The sequence below is a fragment of the Actimicrobium sp. CCI2.3 genome, assembly GCF_035019065.1.
Lineage (GTDB): Bacteria > Pseudomonadota > Gammaproteobacteria > Burkholderiales > Burkholderiaceae_D > Actimicrobium.
Map to the genome: position 1 here is coordinate 18,917 of NZ_JASJWR010000034.1, position 18,246 is coordinate 37,162.

Sequence of the window (18,246 nt, forward strand, 5' to 3'; positions counted from 1 at the left end):
ACTTAAGTGGCACTAAAAGTATGGCAGGCGATGCAGCGTCGCCTGTTTCCTGATTCCCGGATGCCAACCTGCGTGAGCCTGCCATGTCTTCCCGCCCCTCGAATGTCTTGAACGCTTCCTTCCCGGTGGATGCTTTTTTGCCCTACATGCGCGATGTCAGCAAGTGTGCGCAGTCCTTGCATGAATTGAACCTGATATGGCGTCTGATCGAATCGTCCGCGAGGATGAACTGTCCACGCGAGGCCGGTGCCATCCTGCCGACGATGGCGGCGACCCGGGCGCGTTTTCATCAGCTTGAAGAAGAGCTGGTGATTAACCTGGCACGCGAAAAGTTGCGCAACGTTCATGCGGCGTTGATGACCAAGTCCGCTTACGTGATCGAGATCGTGGTGCGCAATTTGTTTGAACGCACCGCTGATGTCGGCTTTCTTGCGACCGATGGAGCCCTGTGTGCATTCGCCGCCGGCCTTGATGCCGACGTGCACGCAATGCGACAGCGACTGCGCGCCTACCGCGACAAGTACACGGTGTATGACCAGATCATCGTGCTGGACCTGGCGGGGCACGTACTGGTTCAGCTTGACCAGTCGCAGCCGGTGAGCCGCAGTGACGACGCGCTGATTGCCCGCACCCTTGCCTGTGACAATTATGTCGAGACCTTCCGCGCGAGTGACCTGTGCCCGGGCAAGCGTGATGCGCTGATCTATTCGCGTCGACTGTGTCATCCCGAGACGGGTGCCGTGGTGGGCGTGCTGTGTCTGTGCTTCGCCTTTGAAGAAGAAATGGCGCGGATATTTTCGACGCACCGTGATCCGGCCGGACGCTCGAACATGCTATTGCTTGATGCTGGCGGCAGCGTTATTGCCAGTGCCGATCCCGGCTGGATGCCGCTTGGTACACGGGTCCCCGTCAACCATGACGCGACGCCGCGCATGATGATGTCAGGAGGGCGCGAATACCTGGTGTGCACGACGGGTTCGGCCGGTTACCAGGGCTATCCGGGGCCGCAGGGTTGGCAGGGACAAGTCATGATTCCGCTCGATATCGCTTTCGGTGGTGTTCAGGCGAGCATGTTGTCCGGGCTGGATGCCGGGATAGCTGATGGCTTGCTGGTCCATGCGCGGTCATTTTGTCCGGCGCTATTTGACATCATGGGCGCAGCCGACAGCACCGCCGAGACGATACGGCGGGTGGTCTGGAATGGTCAGGTCACGAGCGCTCAAGGTGCCGGCTCGGTCAGCCTTAAAACCGTCCTCGAACAGATCAGCGAGACCGGCGCGCGCAGCAATACGCTGTTTGCCGAATCAATCCACAGCTTGTTCGATACCGTGCTGGCAGCCGGTCTGCACGATGCCGAATATGTGACGAATTTGCTGGTCGACCTGCTCGATCGCAACCTCTACGAACGTGCCAATGATTGTCGCTGGTGGGCGCTATCGCCAGAGTTGCAGCGCTTGCTGGCGATACCACAGCCTGGCGCACAGGATAGTGCTGCAATGACGCATATCCTCGCCACCATCAACGGCCTCTATACCGTCTATGCCTGCCTGTTCGTGTACGACCGCACGGGCCGGATTGTGGCCAGTACCGGACCCGGTACTGACACCATGGTCGATGCCGCGACACTGCAGCAGGTACTGGCGCTGCGCAGTACCCAGGACTACCACGTCTCGCCCTTTGCGCCATCGGCACGGTACGGGAATGCGCCGACTTACGTCTATCACGCAGCCATTCGCAACCCCTTGCAGGCATCGCAAATCCTCGGCGGTATTGGCATCGTGTTTGATGCCACGCCGGAATTTGCCGCGATGCTGCGCGGTGGTATTGGCGACAAGCCTGACACGCAGGCTTTTTTCGTGGACCGGCGCGGCACCATCATTGCCAGCACCGATCCGGCCCGGCCCATTGGTACCACGCTTGACATCGATAGCGCATTGCTCGCACTCGATAATGGCGAGAGTGCGTCGCGCGTCGTCATTGACGAGGGCCGCTACGCACTGCTCGGTTGCACGGTGTCGCATGGTTATCGCGAATTCAAGGTCAGTGATTCGTATCGTGCCGATGTGATTGCCGTCGTCCTGTCATCGGTCGGCGAAGTGACCCGGCACGCGGTGGCTGGCATCGACGTCGTCGCCGCATTTGCACCGGCCGGCGCGCAGGCTGAAGGTCCGGAACTGGCCACTTTTTTCGTTGGTACAGCGCTAATGGCAATCGCCGCCGATCAGGTGCGCGAAGCGTTGCCGGCGTCTCGCGTGGCACCGATATCGATCGGCGTTGGTACTGGGTGCGGGTGTCTCGGCATCGTTCCGATTGCCGGCACACAGCCCGGCATGGCTGACGATTTTGTCTGGGTCTTTGACTTGGCAGCGGTCTTGTCAGGCACGCCGAGCCAGCAGGACAGTCGCAGTCAGGTTGTGGTGGTGCGCTTCGGGAATCGGTCGATTGGCTTGCTGGTTGATCAGTTGCATGGCGTCGGGCGGGTCGCTGCACAAGCAGTCGCCGGTACGCCGATGGTCGGGCAGGCCATTGGCAACGGCTTGCTGGTGCAGCAGGTCTTTCAGGCCAACGAGGGCAAGTTGCTGATCCAGATGATCGATCTCGCCTACCTGTTCAAGCTGTTGATGGCACCGGCCGAAAGCGCACCGGAAGCATCATCGAACGTGTTTGCGCTGACCGATGGGAGCCGCCATGTTCATCGTATAAACCGCTGAAGTGACGTTGAATTGTCTTTGAAAACACCGCGCTCAGAACTCTTCCCAATCGTTGTTATTTGTTGCGGCTGTCGCAACGCTGAGCTGCCTCGCAGATGCAGGTCGTGTTGCGGGTGCCGATTTGGGCAACACACGAGGCGTGAGGACGCGCAGCGGTCTGGTCACGGGAGCCGACGCCAGCATCGCAGAGTGGTCATCGATTTTGAAGATACTGATGACTTGGGTGAGCGTATTGGCTTGCTCGCGCAGCGAGTCGGCTGCAGCGGCGGCCTGTTCGACTAACGCGGCGTTTTGCTGGGTGACTTCATCCATCTGCGTGATGGCCATGTTGATCTGCTCGATGCCGCTGGTCTGTTCCTGGCTGGCGGCCGAAATGTCGCTGATGACATCGTTGACACGTCGCACGCTATCAACGATGTCACTCATCGTCATCCCGGTCTGGTCGACCAGTTTTGTGCCGGCATCGACTTTCTCGACCGAGTCCGTGATTAATCCCTTGATTTCCTGCGCCGCCGAGGCCGAGCGTTGCGCCAGGCTGCGCACTTCACTGGCGACGACGGCGAAACCGCGTCCTTGTTCACCGGCCCGGGCTGCTTCGACAGCGGCGTTCAAGGCGAGGATATTGGTCTGGAATGCAATGCCATCAATGACGCCGATGATGTCGACAATTTTCCGTGCCGAAGAATTGATGGCTCCCATCGTTTCGACTACCTGCGTGACCATTTCACCGCCCTTGATGGCAAATTGTGAAGCGCTCATTGCGAGCTGATTGGCCTGGCGTGCATTGTCGGCATTCTGTTTGACGGTACTGGTCAGTTCTTCCATCGACGAGGCGGTCTCTTCGAGCGAACTGGCTTGCTGTTCGGTGCGGCTCGACAGGTCCAGATTGCCAGCGGCGATTTCAGACGAGGCCGTCGCGATCGTGTCGGTGCCATGACGCACTTCACCCACGATGTTGACAAGGCTATCGTTCATGTCTTTGAGTGCCTGCATCAACTGGCCGGTTTCATCGCGGGTAGTAACTTTGATGATGCTAGTGAGGTCGCCGGAGGCAACCCGCTGGGCCACAGCAACAGCATCATTGAGCGGGCCTGTGATGGAACGGGTCAGACGCCAGGCCAGCACAATACCAATTAGTAGTGCTATTGCACTGATCAGCATTAAAGTCATTCTTGCATTTTGTGCTGCCGCTTCTGCCGCCGTTGCCGTCGCGCTGGTTTCGGTTTGCAGCACTTTCCCGAACGCCTCAACGTGAGCAGTCACCTGGATGAGCAACGGCATGCACTCTTCGGTAATCGACTTGATGGCGGCAGCTGTTCTCTGGGTCGTGGCCAGCATGACGATGTTGTTCGCTATTGGCCGATAGCGTGATTCCAGCTCACGCAATTTGTCGAGCATCTGACGGTCTTCATTGGTCGCAGTGACCTGATCGCTTAGCAGTGTGCCCAGTACGGTAAGTCCCTGATCAACCTTGATCTGACTGCTTTTGACCAACGCAGTGTCGATTTTTTGGGCTGCCGGGTCATCGATCAATGTCAGGTTGCGCGCAGCAATGGCCCGCTGGTCAATCGCCGACTGGACATGGCTCAGAGCTTCAATGCGGGCATCGCCCACCTCGGTCACAAAAAGAATTCTGTCGGATAACGTGTTCATCTGCAGCACGCTCACGGCGGTGATTACCAGCATCAGCAGTAACAGTGTCAAAAATCCCAGACCCAGCCGGGTACCAATCTTCCAGTTTTTCATTGTCGTTCTTTCGTGGGGCAATTGCAGTGTGGAAGCGGTAAGTGTTCTTCATGCGAACTCAAATCCAAGTTCGAGCGTCGGGGCACATAATGCCCTAAAGAAACAAAGTAGTCGGATTATTTTGCCAACTAGTTATAGCTGTGTTGACAAGCCTTACGACAATCAGGACAGCGTGGTCTGGAATGGCATTTCTGCCTCCATCTTTTTGCTTGCGTTAGTTTTCAACGTTCAGGAAATGTTGATTTAAACAACGTTTTTAATAAAAAAATTTTGATGGGGCAATCTCGACGGTTACTATAGAATTGCTTCAAAGAATCATGATTGATACCTTTGGTTATTGTCGGGTTGGGAACAGCTGCGTTTCGTCCATTTGCAGAGGTTCAACATCAAGTCATTAGTTGCGTCGATGAAAATTTGAAATTTGAAATTAGTAATGGCTTTGTGACGATGCTGACCCGCTTGACTCCTGCATTTCTCGTCTAACACTAGCCTCGCTGAATAGCCATCATGAAGAAGCCATTGCTCTGTGAAGCTCGCGTCCAACTCTCGTCATTTACGAAAGACAATACAAATGAACCTCCAGAATTTACCCTTCGCGCGTCGACTTTTGTTGTGTTTACTGCAGTTATTGGCATCTTCCTCATCGTTTCAGGGGTCTCGCTGTCTAGCTCGTCCAAACTGGCTGATGCGGAAGGTTGGAACAAGCACACCTACGAGGTGCTGGCCACCGGCGATAACATGCTTCTTTCCATGGTGAATATGGAGACCGGCGCACGTGGCCATTTGATGGCTGGTGAAGACCGTTTTCTTGAGCCCTGGACAGCTGGTCTGCAAAACTTCGACAAGGCGTGGACCGAGGCCAAGAAATTAACCTCCGATAATCCAACCCAACAAAAGCGGTTGGATGACATGAAATCACGTCATCTGGAATTCAAAGGCGTCTCCGAGTCACTGTTCGCGCTGCGCAAGAACGTCAATGCGGGCACCATGACGATCGCTGACCTGAGCAAGCAGTTTGCGCTGGGTCGTGACAAGGCTGCGATGGATGCTTTTCGTGGACTGCAGGCCGAGTTTGACAAGATGGAACGTGATTTGCTAGTCGTACGCGCAGCCACGGCCGAGTCGCAACGTGCGCTCAATCGTAACGCCATTCTCGGTGGCAGCTTGCTTGCCGTGGTGATGGCGGCACTGATGGGTATGTGGATTACCCGTTCGATTGTGCGACCAATTGCGCAGGCAGTAGAAGTCGCCAAGCGCGTCGCAGCGGGCGACTTGACCAGCAACATCGTTGTGACATCAACGGACGAGGCCGGTGAATTGCTGGGTGCTTTGAAACTGATGAATGACACTCTGACAGGGCTCGTCGGTAAAGTCCGTCAGGGTACCGATACCATCGCGACCGCTTCCGCCGAGATTGCTTCAGGCAATATGGACTTGTCTTCGCGTACCGAGCAGCAAGCCAGTTCGCTGGAAGAAACCGCGTCCTCCATGGAGGAGCTGACCAGTACGTCAAAACAGAACGCCGACAATGCGCGCCAGGCCAACAAGCTGGCATCGTCCGCGTCCGACGTGGCGGTCAAGGGCGGGGCAGTCGTGTCGCAGGTGGTGAGCACGATGGGCTCCATCAATGAATCTGCCAAGAAGATTGCCGACATCATCGGCGTCATTGACGGCATTGCATTCCAGACCAACATCCTGGCCTTGAACGCGGCAGTGGAAGCGGCCCGCGCCGGGGAACAAGGACGCGGTTTTGCAGTCGTCGCCAGCGAGGTGCGCAGCCTGGCGCAGCGTTCGGCAGCGGCCGCAAAAGACATCAAAGGGTTGATCAATGACTCGGTCGAAAAAGTCGATGCCGGTACCAGACTGGTCGATCAGGCCGGCGCATCGATGAGCGAAATCGTCGATAGCGTGCGACGTGTGACCGACATCATCAGCGAAATTGCCGCCGCCAGCGAAGAGCAAACGGCGGGTATCGAACAAGTCAATCAGGCGATCGGGCAGATGGACGAAGTCACGCAGCAAAATGCCGCGCTGGTTGAACAGGCTGCGGCGGCTGCCGAGTCGTTGCAGGACCAATCCACCAATCTGGCCGAAACGGTCAGCGCGTTCAAGCTGGACAACCAGGGCGTTGCCAGCATGGTCGCTACGCGCCTGCCAGCCAGTTCAGCGGCAGGCAAACAAAAGCAAGTCAGAAAACCCGCTGCGCTGGCTCGTGTGACATCTTCCCGTACGGCTGTGGCAACCAGAAAAACCGTTGTCGCACCGGTGGCTGCGGCTGGCGGTGAATGGGAAGAGTTTTAAGACACATCCAGCAGGCCGAAACACTGCGTGCCTCCGGCAAGTCCGCCGAGGCCGCAGCCATCCAGATGCGCTTGGCACAATGGACGTTTTTTACCAATAATGCGTGGCCGTGCCCTCGCACCTGTCTCATCTTCCCGAAACGCCAATACGAACGTCATTGCCGTTGCGCGCCATTTTTTTCTGTTTGCATTCCGATCAGCGACCCCATATCTCTGCATCTAAAAGGTTTATGTAAAACAACATAAAGGAGAATTTGTTTTTTTCACAAATACTAATAGTGCTATTTTAGCGAAACAAAGTTTTACAAATGCGCTGTGTCGTAGCGGGGTAATGCGGCAACACGGTCGTCCGGGCTTCATGAAGACGTCATCTCAGATTATTTATCGGAGTGCTCAATATGAAAAATTTGAACATTGGTAGTCGTTTAGGGATGGCCTTCGCTGCCCTGATTTTTTTACAACTGATTGTCACGGGAGTGAGTCTGAGCCAGATCGTCGGGCTCTCCGAGCGCATGAGCTTCATCCTCGATGTGGGTAATGCCCGCATCGATGCCTTGAACGATATTGATTCTGCGGTTGGCCAGCGCGCTATCGCGGCTCGCAACCTCGCACTGCTGCCCGATCCGTCCAAACAGCAAGCTGATGTAACATTGGTCAAAGACAGTCAGGCCGAGATCAACAAGGGCTTTAACCGGTTGACCGAATTGATGAAAGATCCCGCGATTACCAGCGAAAAAAGTCGCCAGATGCTAGAGAAACTGCGTGTACTCGAAGCCACCTACCTGCCAATTGCCAACAACGTCGTGGCCTTGGCAACGTCTCAAAAAACGGAGTTAGCCATCAAGGTCATTACGCAGGATTGCATGCCTGTCCTGCTGCAAGTCCATGCGCATATTGCGGCGTTCGACAAATCATTGAAGGAAGAAACCGGGATTGCAGTGAATGCAGCGAAATCGGCATCGCAAACCGCCGTCTGGACCTTACTACTCATCAGCACCTTTTCGTTGGTGGCCGGAGCCTTGCTCGGCTGGCGCATCAACCTGTCGATTACTCGACCTTTGGCTGCTGCGGTAGACATTGCCAAGCGCGTCGCTGCTGGCGATCTGACCAGCCGTATCGTGGTGTCGTCAAACGATGAGACGGGTCAGTTGCTCAATGCATTAAAAGACATGAACAACAGCCTGACAGAGCTGGTCGGCAAGGTCCGGCAGTGTACCGACACCATCGCAACGGCTTCATCCGAGATCGCTGCCGGCAATATGGATTTGTCCTCACGCACCGAGCAGCAAGCCAGTTCACTGGAAGAAACTGCGTCGTCGATGGAAGAGCTGACCAGCACATCCAAGCAGAACGCCGATAACGCACGACAAGCCAACAAGCTGGCGTCGTCCGCGTCCGACGTAGCGGTCAAGGGCGGGGCCGTCGTGGCGCAGGTGGTGAGTACGATGGGTTCCATTAATGAATCGGCCAAGAAGATTGCCGACATCATCGGCGTCATTGACGGCATTGCCTTCCAGACCAACATCCTGGCCTTGAACGCCGCAGTGGAAGCGGCCCGCGCCGGTGAGCAGGGACGCGGTTTTGCGGTTGTCGCCAGCGAGGTGCGGAGCCTGGCGCAGCGTTCGGCAGCAGCGGCAAAAGACATCAAAGGATTGATTAATGATTCGGTCGAAAAAGTCGATGCCGGTACCAGACTGGTCGACCAGGCCGGCGCATCGATGAGCGAAATCGTCGATAGCGTGCGACGTGTGACCGACATCATCAGCGAAATTGCCGCCGCCAGCGAAGAGCAAACGGCGGGTATCGAACAAGTCAATCAAGCGATCGGGCAGATGGACGAAGTCACGCAGCAAAATGCCGCGCTGGTTGAACAGGCCGCTGCGGCTGCCGAGTCGTTGCAGGACCAATCCGCCAATCTGGCCGAAACGGTCAGCGCGTTCAAGCTGGAGAACCAGGGCGTTGCCAGCATGGTCGCTACGCGCCTGCCAGCCAGTTCAGCGGCAGTCAAACAAACGCAAGTCAAAAAGCCCACCGCGCTGGTACGGGTAGCATCTTCCCGTACGGCTGTGGCAACCAGAAAAACCGTTGTCGCACCGGTGGCTGCGGCTGGTGGTGAGTGGGAAGAGTTTTAGACACAGAAGCCTGAGCTTTGGCGATGGCTGTCAGACCATTCGGTGCAATGCCCTTCGGTTATTGCACCGAGCAAACCGCCGCAAGTCCTTGGTGTTGTCGACCGTGATCAGGACATTGCACCGACTCCCGTGCCGGTCTGGTTATCTCGCTTCGGCCAGCACTTCCGCTCGCAACACCTTTGCCGCCTGCACCATGTTGCCTAACGCTTCCAAGGTCTCCGGCCAGCCACGCGTCTTCAAGCCGCAATCCGGGTTCACCCACAGACGTGCATCCGGGATAACCCCGCGCGCCTTGCGCAAGAGTCGGGTCATTTCGTCGACTTGCGGAATGCGCGGTGCGTGGATGTCGTAGACGCCCGGTCCGATATCGTTCGGGTAGGAAAATTGTCCGAATCCATCCAGTAATTCCATATCCGAACGCGAGGTTTCTATCGTGATCACGTCGGCATCCATCGCCGCGATCCACGGCAGGATGTCGTTGAATTCGGCGTAGCACATGTGCGTATGGATCTGGGTCTGGTCGGCGACACCGGCGGCGCTGATGCGAAACGCCCGCACTGCCTGGTCGAGATAAGCCGGCTTGTCGCGTGCCTTCAGCGGCAAACCTTCACGCAAGGCCGGCTCGTCGATCTGGATCATGCCGATACCAGCCTGTTCGAGATCGCAGACTTCATCGCGTAATGCCAAAGCAATTTGCAATGTCGTGGTGGCGCGTGGCTGGTCATCGCGTACGAATGACCATTGCAGCATCGTCACCGGTCCGGTCAGCATGCCTTTCATCGGTTTGTTGGTGAGGCTCTGGGCATAGCGACTCCAGCCAACGGTCATGGCTTCCGGGCGGTAGACGTCGCCATAAATCAGCGGCGGTTTGACGCAACGCGAGCCGTAGCTCTGCACCCAGCCATAGGCAGTGAAAGCAAAGCCCCATAACTGTTCGCCAAAATATTCGACCATGTCATTGCGTTCGGCTTCGCCATGGACCAGGACATCGAGTCCGAGCTGTTCCTGCTGCATGACGACGTGGCGGATTTCGGCGCGCATCTGTTCGAGATAATCGAGATGGCTGATGTCGGCACGTTTGTAGGCGGCGCGCGCTTGCCGGATCGCGCTGGTTTGCGGGAACGAGCCGATGGTGGTGGTCGGGAACGGCGGCAGTTGCCAGCGCGCTTGCTGGATCGCGATGCGGGTGGCGAACGGGGTCGTGCGTTCGGCCAGCGCAGCAGTGACCTTGCTCAGACGCTTCTGAACCGCGCCGTTGTGGATGCGCGGCGAATTGGCCCGGCTCAGTTGCGCGGCGCGGGCGCTATCGAATCCCGTGCCGACCTGGCCCGCCAGCGCATGCTTGAGCAGCGCGATTTCATCGAGCTTCTGGACGGCGAAGGCCAGCCAGCTGCGCAGTTCCGGATCGAGCTTGTCTTCCTGCGCAAGATCAACAGGTACATGCAGCAGTGAGCAACTCGGCGCGATCCACAGCTTGTCACCGAGCTGCGCTTGCAGCGGTTGCAAGTGCGCCAGTGCCGCGTCAAGATCGCTGCGCCAGATGTTGCGACCATCGACGATGCCTGCCGATAGCACCCGGTCGGCCGGCCAGTCGGCCAGTAACGCATCGAGCTGCTGCGGTGCGCGTACCAGATCCAGATGCACACCCGCCACTGGCAAGTCCCGCAGCAGTGTTGCGTGCTGGATCACATCGTCGAAATAGGTGGCCAGCAGCAGCGGCGGTGCATCGGCAGCGAGTGCCGCATAGGTCGGTGCGATCGCCGCACACCAGCGCGCATCGAGGTCCAGCGCCAGAATTGGCTCGTCGATCTGGACCCATTCGACGCCAGCGTATTGCAAGCGCTGAAGCAGCGCCTGATAACCGGCAATGGCTGCGGGCAGCAGGTCCAGTGGATGATCGAGTCCGGACTTGACCTTGCCGCGATGGAGCAACGTCAGCGGACCGATCAGCGCGACCTTGACCGGATGACCGGCGGCCCGTGCTTCTGCCACTTCGTCGAACAGCCAGTCGACACCGCCATCGAAGCGGGTGTCAGCAGTCCATTCCGGCACCAGATAGTGGTAATTCGTGTCGAACCACTTGGTCATTTCCATCGCAAAATGGGTTTGGTCGCCGCGCGCCATCGTGAAGTATTGCGACAGCGTCAGCGTGGCGGGTGCGATACCGAAGCGCGACGGGATCGCGCCCAGCAAGGCCAGCATGCCGAGTACCTGGTCGTACCAGGCGAAATCGCCGACCGTGATCAGGTCCATGCCGGCATCGGCCTGTTGCTGCCAGTGGTGCTGGCGCAGGTCGCGTCCAGTCTGGCGCAATTGCGCTTCGCTGCTGTCGTTACGCCAAAAGGATTCGAGCGCGAATTTCAGTTCACGCTGCGCGCCTATGCGTGGAAATCCAAGGGTGTGGGCGAGGGCCATGCTGTACTCCGTGTGCGGTTGATCTGGGAGAACCATGATGACCGGGCTTGCAGTATGATTCAAACGCTAAAATGTACTGATCAACGTGAGCCAAATTCATATGCAAGCCATCCTCGAAATCCGTCATCTGAAAACCCTGGTTGCCCTGCGTGAGGCGGGCAGCCTGTTGCGTGCAGCGACGCTACTTAATCTGACCCAGTCGGCGCTGTCACACCAGTTGCGCCAGCTCGAAGACCATCACGGCAGCGCGCTGTTCGAGCGTAAATCCCAGCCGGTACGCTTTACGCCAGCTGGCGATCGCCTGCTCAAACTGGCCGACATCGTGTTGCCGCATATCGATGGTGCTGCACGCGATCTGGTGCGGATGGCGCAGGGCACTGCTGGTCAGTTGCGTATCGCGGTGGAATGTCACACCTGTTTTGACTGGCTGATGCCGGCGATGGATGTGTTTCGTTCTCGCTGGCCGGAAGTCGAACTCGATATCGTGTCCGGTTTTCATGCCGACCCGGTCGGTTTGCTGTACGGCCATCGCGCCGATATCGCGATCGTCGCCGAGATCGATCCCGATGAAACGGTCGATTACCATCCGCTATTCAGTTTCGAGATCGTCGCGTTGCTGGCGCACGACCATCCGCTGGCCGGTCGCGACTATCTGGTGGCGGCCGATTTCGCTACGGATACGCTGATCACTTACCCGGTGCCGGACGACATGCTCGACGTGGTGCGGCAAGTGATGAAGCCAGCGGGTGTGCAGGCTGAACGTCGCACTACCGAGCTGACGGTGGCGATGTTGCAACTGGTGGCGAGTCGACGCGGCATTGCGACGTTGCCGGTCTGGGCGGCGCAGAATTATCTCAAGCGCGACTATGTACTGGCCCGTCCGATCACGTCGCAGGGTTTGACAGGACGGCTTTATGCGGCCTGTTTGCCGGAGCTGTCGGCGCGGCCTTATCTGGCGGATTTTGTCAGGACGACGCGGGAGAGTTGTTATGTGAGTCTGGAGGGGGTGGCGTTGTTGTAGGCATGTCAGTGCATTCGGTGCAATGCCCGTTGGTTATTGCACCGGCTGAGATCACTGGAACCGACTCGCGCTACGCATAAAAAAAGCGCCCCGAAGAGCGCTTTCATGTTGCCGATATTGTTTATTGCACCTTGGCTTTGGCGCGCAGTTCCTGCTGGTATTCCTGCAGTTTTTTCTGTTGCAGGCTTTCGCTGATCTGTGGCTTGACTTCTTCCAGCGTCGGCACTTTGGCGGCACGGGTGTCTTCGAGCTTGATCACGTGGTAACCGAACTGGGTTTTGACCGGCACTTCGGTGTACGAACCTTTGGCCAGTGCAACCATCGCATCCGAGAAAGGTTTGACGAATGACGCAGGCGAAGCCCAGTCCAGATCGCCACCGTTGGCAGCCGAGCCCGGATCTTTTGATGCCTTGGCGAGGTCTTCAAACTTGCCGCCCGCTTTCAGCTTGACGATGATGGCTTTGGCTTCGTCTTCTTTTTCAACCAGGATATGACGGGCGCGGTATTCCTTGTCGCCAGCCGTTGCCTTGAACTTGTCGTATTCGGTCTTGATGTCGGCATCGCTGATCGGGTGCTTCTTGACGTAGTCACCGACCAGTGCGCGGATAACCAGCGACTGACGGGCGATTTCGAGTTGTGACTTGACGTCGGCAGTGTTGCCCAAACCAAGTTTGTCCGCTTCCTGCACGAGCACTTCGCGATTGATCAATTCTTCCTTGACCATTTTGCGCAGTTCCGGGGTGTCGGCTTGTCCTTGCGTCGCGGCTTGCTTGACCATCAGGTCGGCGCGGCTGGAAGGAATGTTCTTACCGTTAACGACGGCGATGTTTTGTGCCATGGCTGGCAGGGCGGCCATAGCGAGTAAGACTACGAGCAAGCGAGCAGGTTTGAATGTCATTATTTGTTCCTGTGGTCGAAATTAAAATAAAAGGTGATGAGCTGGAATTCAGGGTGTGGCTGCGACTTCGGAAGGTGCCATCGTACTCAGTGCAAGTGCATGAATTTCCACTTGTAGCATGACGCGTAGGCAATCATACACGAGCCGATGGCGGTTCACGCGTGACTCGCCTTCAAAACGTGCAGACACCAGGTGCAGCCGGAAATGGCTACCGCCGGTGGCTGCACCCGCGTGACCGGCATGTGCTGCAGATTCGTCTTCCAGTACGCAGGCCGTTGGTGCAAAGGTGGCAGTCAGACTGGCGAGGATGCGTTGTTCACGATCGTTCATTTTGGCTCCTGCATATGCTTGGACAAGAACAAACTTTGCGCCAGAACAAACACCAGCATCAGGCCCATACCGCCAAACAACTTGAAGTTGACCCAGGTGGCGGTCGTGTAATTAAACGCGACATACAAATTCAGGAAACCCATCAGCACGAAAAACACTGCCCATGACAAGCCCAGCCGGCTCCAGAGTGCGGCTGGCAAGTCGATCTGTTCGCCCATCATTTTCTTGATCAGGTTCTTTTTCAGCACGAACTGGCTGATCAGGAAGACGGCGGCAAAAGCCCAGTACAGCACGGTCGGCTTCCACTTGATGAATGTTTCATTGTGAAAGTAGATCGTCGCGCCGCCGAACACACCGACGATCAGCAAAGACACCCACAACATCACATCGATCTTCTTGCGCCGCAACAGCAACCAGCCAATCTGTGCCAGTGTCGCGACGATCACAACGGTGGTCGCCAGCAGGATGGGTGCTTGCGCGGCAGTGACTACGCCGCCCGAGACCATGCCGGACAGATAGCGTCCGGCCAGTTCCTGGGCGGCGGCAACATTGCCCTCGCCCCATTTGAACATCGCAAAGAAAAGGATGACCGGGAACAGATCGAACAGGAATTTCATTCTGGATTCTTTTCAGTCGGGTTGGCAGACGACGCAAAGCTCAGTGAGGCGGAATTGATACAGTAGCGCAAGCCAGTCGGTGGCGGACCGTCCGGAAAGACATGACCCAGATGGGCATCGCAGACCGCGCAAATGATTTCGGTCCGTGCCATGCCGTGACTGCGGTCGACCAGTTCCTTCACGTTGTCCGGATTGATCGCGGTGAAATAGCTCGGCCAGCCGCAGCCGGAGTCAAACTTGGCATCGGATTCGAACAGCGGCGTGTTGCAGCACACGCAGGTATAGATACCGTGTTCATGATGATCCCAGTAGCGGCCGGTGAATGCGCGTTCGGTCGCAGCGTGGCGGGTTACTTCGTAATCCATGGGGTCGAGCGCAGCACGCCATTCGGCGTCAGTCTTGGTAATCTTGTTTGTCATGATGAGCAACTCACTTCCAGTTGGCTGGCCCAGTCGGGTGGCAGGGCCGCATAATTGTCGAATTCGGGCTGGTCGTCAAATGGCTTTTCGAGAATCGCCAGCAAGCGGGCTACTTCGGAATAATCCCCGGACTGCGCTTTTTCGATGGCCACCTGCGCCAGATGATTGCGAAGTACGTATTTGGGGTTGACCGCATGCATTGCAAGACGCCGTTCGGTATCGCCACGCGTCTCGTGTTGCAGGCGTTGCCGGTAAGCTGTGGCCCAGGCATCGAATGCCGCACGTTCGATAAACAGATCGCGCAATGGCGCATCGGACTCGGGCCGGTCGCGCTGCAACTCACCGAGGCGGCGGAAAAATAGCGTGAAGTCGACCCGGCCAGCTTGCAGGATGGCGAACAGGCTGTCGACCAGTGCGGTGTCATCGGGCTGCACGCTCGCTAGTCCGAGCTTGGCTTGCAGTAGCGCGGCCATCATGCTGTCGTAGTCGGGCTTGAAATTGGCCAGTGCAGCTTCTGTCTCTTCGACCGTGCCGATCAACGGCAGCAGCGCCTGGCCCAGCGCATAGCAATTCCAGTGCGCGATCTGCGGTTGCCGCGCATAGGCGTAGCGACCTTGCTGATCAGTATGATTGCATATGTGGGATGGATCGAATCCGTCCATGAAACCGAACGGACCATAGTCCAGCGTCAGGCCGAGGATGGACATGTTGTCGGTATTCATGACGCCATGCATGAAGCCGACGGCCTGCCAGTGCGCCACCATCTGCGCGGTGCGCCGAGTCACACTCGTGAGTAGCGCTGCGTACGGATTGGCATCGCTACGTGCTTCGGGGTAGTGCACATCGATGACATGGTCGGCCAGAGCGCGCAACAGCGCGGGCTGGTCGTTCTGATACCAGTGCTCGAACGAGCCGAAACGGATGAAGCTCGGTGCCATGCGCGTCGTGACCGCGGTGGTCTCCGGCGCTTCGCGCATGACCAGCTGGTTCGAGCCGGTCACGCACAGCGCCCGGGTAGTCGGAATGCCGAGACCGGCCATCGCTTCCGAACAGAGAAATTCACGGATCGACGACCGCAGCACGGCACGGCCATCGCCGCCGCGCGAATACGGCGTCGGTCCGGCACCTTTGAGTTGCAGTTCCATGCGGCCCGTTGTGGACGGCACGTCGCCGAGCAGGATTGCGCGGCCATCTCCAAGCTGGCCGGCCCAGACACCGAACTGATGGCCTGAATACACCGCCGCCAGCGGCGTGACGGCGTCCGCAATCCGGTTGCCGGTGAAGGTGTCGATGAAATCAGTCGTCGTGAATTCGGCCGGATCAAAGTTGATCAGCGCTGCGGCCGAGGCACTGGCGCACACCAGATACGGTTTGGCCAGCGGGGTCGGCATCAGGTGGGTAAAAAACGCATCGGGCAAGTCGGCAAAGTGATGGGCGATGTCGAGCGTGCTGGTGCGGGTTTGCTTGGGTAACGTCATGGTATTCCGGGATAGACAGCGATCGTGCATCTTAAATCAATCGGGTGGTCAACGTAACCCGGGTGACTCTTCCCGTTCAGGTCAGGCTCGCATGGACCAGATTGCGGATCATTTGCCGGAAGCGCTCGCGCTGCTCGGGTGCCTGCATCAGCCAGATGGCGATCAGGTCTTCTTGCGGATCGATCCAGAAATACGTGCCGGCCAGGCCGCTCCACAAAAAATCGCCCACCGAGCCAGGCGTCGGCGCGCCGCCGACCGTATTGCGCACTGCAAATCCCAGTCCGAAACCATAGCCGGGACCGGGCAGATAGGCCGCACCACCCGTGGCACCCGGAATCCCTGCCAGATGATCGCTGGTCATGAACGTAATGGTCTTGCGCGAGAGCAGGCGCACGCCGTCGAGTTCGCCGCCGTTGCGCAGCAAGCGCACAAAGCGCAGGTAATCGCGTGCAGTCGATAGCAGGCCGCCACCGCCGGACAAAAATTCAGGACGACGGCGCGCATCAAGCAGGCGCACCGGCTGCTGCGTGACCGGATCAATCGGAAACGCCTCGGCGATCCGGTGCTGCTGCTCGGGTGCGACCCAGAAGCCGGTATCGGGCATCTGCAATGGCGTAAAAATCTGCTCCTGCAAGTGAACATCGAGTGATTGGCCGGAAATTTTTTCCAGCAAGGCGCCGAGTAGATCGGTGGCGCGGCTGTACTCCCAGTTGGTGCCCGGCTGGAACGCCAGCGGCAAGCGCGACAGGCAATCGACCAGCTTGGCATTGCTGATGTTGCGGCCCTCGATGCCGCTGTCCAGATAGGCTTGCTTGACCAGCGTCGATTCGCCGAATATCCCGTAGGTCAGGCCGGCACTGTGGCGCAGCAAATCCTGAATCGTCATTTCGCGCACACACGGTGCCAGCGTCATGGTCCGGCTGCCGTCGGCGGCAACGCTTTCGGTGGCGACCTGCAAGTTGGCCAGTTCCGGAAAATAGCGTGACACTGGATCTGAAATCAGTAGCCGACCCTGTTCGGCCAGCATCATGATCGCCACCGAGACGATCGGTTTGGTCATCGAATAGATCCGGAATATCGAGTCGGTCGCCATCGGTGTGGACTGGTCCGGTCCTTGTGCGCCGTAGGCTTTTTCATGGGCGATCCGACCACCGCGTTCGAGCAGTAGCGTGGCACCAGGAATATGGCCGGCATCGATCTCGCGCTGGATTGCCTGATCAAGCCGAACCAGACCGGCCGGGTGAAAAGTCGCATTGATGGAATCGTTAGCTTGTGGCATGGTTCTCCGTAATGGTTCGTTGATCATTGATGTGACAAGAATAGGCCGCAGCGTTGTGCATGTTGCCAGCAGATTCCTTTTAACAGGAGACAGGAAGAGTATGAACGCAAGCACAAACGATCAGTTGATGATTCCTTCACTGAAGGATAATGTTTCACCCGAAGAGTGGCAAACCCGCGTGGATCTGGCGGCTTGCTATCGACTGGTGGCCGATTATGGCTGGAGCGATCTGGTCTTCACGCACATCACGGCGCGCGTGCCAGGAATCCACGACCAGTTCCTGATTAATCCCTACGGCATGATGTTCGATGAAATCACTGCGTCGTCGCTGGTGAAGATCGATCTTCATGGTAACAAGCTCGATGACTCGCCTTTTCCGGTCAATCCGGCCGGCTTCACGATCCACAGTGCCGTCCATGCGGCACGTCCGGATGCGCAATGCGTGCTGCATGTGCACAGCCTCAATGGCGTGGCGGTGTCAGCGCAAAAAAAGGGGTTGCTGGCGCTGTCGCAGCAATCGATTTTTATCCTGGCCAGCCTGGCCTATCACGACTATGAAGGCGTGGCGCTGCGCGACGACGAGAAGGCACGGCTGGTTGCCGACCTCGGTCACAAGACGTATTTCATGCTGCGTAACCACGGTTTGCTGACACTCGGTTCGACCATCGCCGATGCCTTCCTGAACATGTACACCTTCGAGACCGCCTGCAATATCCAGATCAGGGCACAGGCCGGAGGCGGCGAACTGATCACGATACCCGATGCCATCATCAGCACCGCTCAGGCGCAGGCGCGTGAAGCGACCAAATCGCTCGGTGGCATGCTGGCATGGCCGGGCCTGTTGCGGCGACTGGACCGGGCTGATCCGTCCTACAGGAACTGAGCTGAGCTGAGCAGACG

The 18,246-nt window shown here is 57.7% G+C and carries 13 protein-coding genes; 5 read left to right on the top strand and 8 right to left on the bottom strand.

Annotated features, from left to right (window positions below; genetic code table 11):
- Positions 1 to 83: 83 nt before the first annotated feature.
- Entirely contained in the window at positions 84 to 2,711 is a 2,628-nt protein-coding gene (locus tag QN370_RS17120) for a chemotaxis protein CheW (RefSeq protein WP_322127007.1), read from the top strand.
- 33 nt (positions 2,712 to 2,744) lie between these two features.
- Here QN370_RS17120 and QN370_RS17125 read toward each other — a convergent pair whose 3' ends face one another.
- A complete protein-coding gene (locus QN370_RS17125) occupies positions 2,745 to 4,457 on the bottom strand; it encodes a methyl-accepting chemotaxis protein (protein WP_322127008.1) in 1,713 nt (570 codons plus the stop codon).
- A gap of 738 nt (positions 4,458 to 5,195) precedes the next feature.
- Here QN370_RS17125 and QN370_RS17130 point away from each other — a divergent pair.
- Complete coding sequence (locus QN370_RS17130; RefSeq protein ID WP_322127009.1) at positions 5,196 to 6,758, top strand: methyl-accepting chemotaxis protein; 1,563 nt, start codon at positions 5,196 to 5,198, stop codon at positions 6,756 to 6,758.
- Between the two features lie 397 nt (positions 6,759 to 7,155).
- On the top strand, positions 7,156 to 8,889 hold the full coding sequence (locus QN370_RS17135; RefSeq protein WP_322127010.1) for a methyl-accepting chemotaxis protein: 1,734 nt from the start codon (positions 7,156 to 7,158) through the stop codon (positions 8,887 to 8,889).
- A gap of 141 nt (positions 8,890 to 9,030) precedes the next feature.
- On the opposite strand, the gene metE is transcribed toward QN370_RS17135, so the two are convergent.
- On the bottom strand, positions 9,031 to 11,304 hold the full coding sequence (gene metE / locus QN370_RS17140; RefSeq protein WP_322127011.1) for a 5-methyltetrahydropteroyltriglutamate--homocysteine S-methyltransferase: 2,274 nt from the start codon (positions 11,302 to 11,304) through the stop codon (positions 9,031 to 9,033).
- Between the two features lie 100 nt (positions 11,305 to 11,404).
- Between metE and QN370_RS17145 the strand changes: the two genes are divergently transcribed.
- A complete protein-coding gene (locus QN370_RS17145) occupies positions 11,405 to 12,325 on the top strand; it encodes a LysR family transcriptional regulator (RefSeq protein WP_322127246.1) in 921 nt (306 codons plus the stop codon).
- A 121-nt stretch (positions 12,326 to 12,446) separates the two neighbouring features.
- Here the strand turns inward: QN370_RS17145 and QN370_RS17150 are convergent, their stop codons facing one another.
- The 6 genes from QN370_RS17150 to QN370_RS17175 form a co-directional block, all read right to left on the bottom strand.
- Positions 12,447 to 13,223, bottom strand: a complete 777-nt coding sequence (locus QN370_RS17150) for a peptidylprolyl isomerase (protein WP_322127012.1) — start codon at positions 13,221 to 13,223, stop codon at positions 12,447 to 12,449.
- 48 nt (positions 13,224 to 13,271) lie between these two features.
- Positions 13,272 to 13,553: a BolA family protein gene (locus QN370_RS17155; RefSeq protein WP_322127013.1), complete on the bottom strand. Its 282-nt coding sequence runs from the start codon at positions 13,551 to 13,553 to the stop codon at positions 13,272 to 13,274.
- Complete coding sequence (locus QN370_RS17160) at positions 13,550 to 14,170, bottom strand: septation protein A (RefSeq protein ID WP_322127014.1); 621 nt, start codon at positions 14,168 to 14,170, stop codon at positions 13,550 to 13,552. Before QN370_RS17160 ends, QN370_RS17155 begins: the two co-directional genes overlap by 4 nt.
- A complete protein-coding gene (gene msrB / locus QN370_RS17165) occupies positions 14,167 to 14,589 on the bottom strand; it encodes a peptide-methionine (R)-S-oxide reductase MsrB (RefSeq protein WP_322127015.1) in 423 nt (140 codons plus the stop codon). The genes QN370_RS17160 and msrB overlap by 4 nt, the downstream gene beginning before the upstream one ends.
- Positions 14,586 to 16,067 carry a protein adenylyltransferase SelO gene (locus QN370_RS17170; protein ID WP_322127016.1) on the bottom strand — a complete coding sequence of 494 codons (1,482 nt, stop codon included), beginning with the start codon at positions 16,065 to 16,067 and terminating at the stop codon, positions 14,586 to 14,588. Before QN370_RS17170 ends, msrB begins: the two co-directional genes overlap by 4 nt.
- A 76-nt stretch (positions 16,068 to 16,143) precedes the next feature.
- Positions 16,144 to 17,346 carry a serine hydrolase domain-containing protein gene (locus QN370_RS17175; RefSeq protein ID WP_322127017.1) on the bottom strand — a complete coding sequence of 401 codons (1,203 nt, stop codon included), beginning with the start codon at positions 17,344 to 17,346 and terminating at the stop codon, positions 16,144 to 16,146.
- 100 nt (positions 17,347 to 17,446) lie between these two features.
- On the opposite strand from QN370_RS17175, the gene QN370_RS17180 reads away from it, so the two are divergent.
- Positions 17,447 to 18,229 carry a class II aldolase/adducin family protein gene (locus tag QN370_RS17180; RefSeq protein ID WP_322127018.1) on the top strand — a complete coding sequence of 261 codons (783 nt, stop codon included), beginning with the start codon at positions 17,447 to 17,449 and terminating at the stop codon, positions 18,227 to 18,229.
- Positions 18,230 to 18,246: the final 17 nt, after the last annotated feature.

What these genes read in the sequence shown, in the direction of transcription:
- QN370_RS17120 (WP_322127007.1), top strand. Translation starts at nt 84, where the DNA reads ATGTCTTCCCGCCCCTCGAATGTCTTGAACGCTTCCTTCCCGGTGGAT.
- QN370_RS17125 (WP_322127008.1), bottom strand. Translation starts at nt 4,457, where the DNA reads ATGAAAAACTGGAAGATTGGTACCCGGCTGGGTCTGGGATTTTTGACA.
- QN370_RS17130 (WP_322127009.1), top strand. Translation starts at nt 5,196, where the DNA reads ATGCTTCTTTCCATGGTGAATATGGAGACCGGCGCACGTGGCCATTTG.
- QN370_RS17135 (WP_322127010.1), top strand. Translation starts at nt 7,156, where the DNA reads ATGAAAAATTTGAACATTGGTAGTCGTTTAGGGATGGCCTTCGCTGCC.
- metE (WP_322127011.1), bottom strand. Translation starts at nt 11,304, where the DNA reads ATGGCCCTCGCCCACACCCTTGGATTTCCACGCATAGGCGCGCAGCGT.
- QN370_RS17145 (WP_322127246.1), top strand. Translation starts at nt 11,405, where the DNA reads ATGCAAGCCATCCTCGAAATCCGTCATCTGAAAACCCTGGTTGCCCTG.
- QN370_RS17150 (WP_322127012.1), bottom strand. Translation starts at nt 13,223, where the DNA reads ATGACATTCAAACCTGCTCGCTTGCTCGTAGTCTTACTCGCTATGGCC.
- QN370_RS17155 (WP_322127013.1), bottom strand. Translation starts at nt 13,553, where the DNA reads ATGAACGATCGTGAACAACGCATCCTCGCCAGTCTGACTGCCACCTTT.
- QN370_RS17160 (WP_322127014.1), bottom strand. Translation starts at nt 14,170, where the DNA reads ATGAAATTCCTGTTCGATCTGTTCCCGGTCATCCTTTTCTTTGCGATG.
- msrB (WP_322127015.1), bottom strand. Translation starts at nt 14,589, where the DNA reads ATGACAAACAAGATTACCAAGACTGACGCCGAATGGCGTGCTGCGCTC.
- QN370_RS17170 (WP_322127016.1), bottom strand. Translation starts at nt 16,067, where the DNA reads ATGACGTTACCCAAGCAAACCCGCACCAGCACGCTCGACATCGCCCAT.
- QN370_RS17175 (WP_322127017.1), bottom strand. Translation starts at nt 17,346, where the DNA reads ATGCCACAAGCTAACGATTCCATCAATGCGACTTTTCACCCGGCCGGT.
- QN370_RS17180 (WP_322127018.1), top strand. Translation starts at nt 17,447, where the DNA reads ATGAACGCAAGCACAAACGATCAGTTGATGATTCCTTCACTGAAGGAT.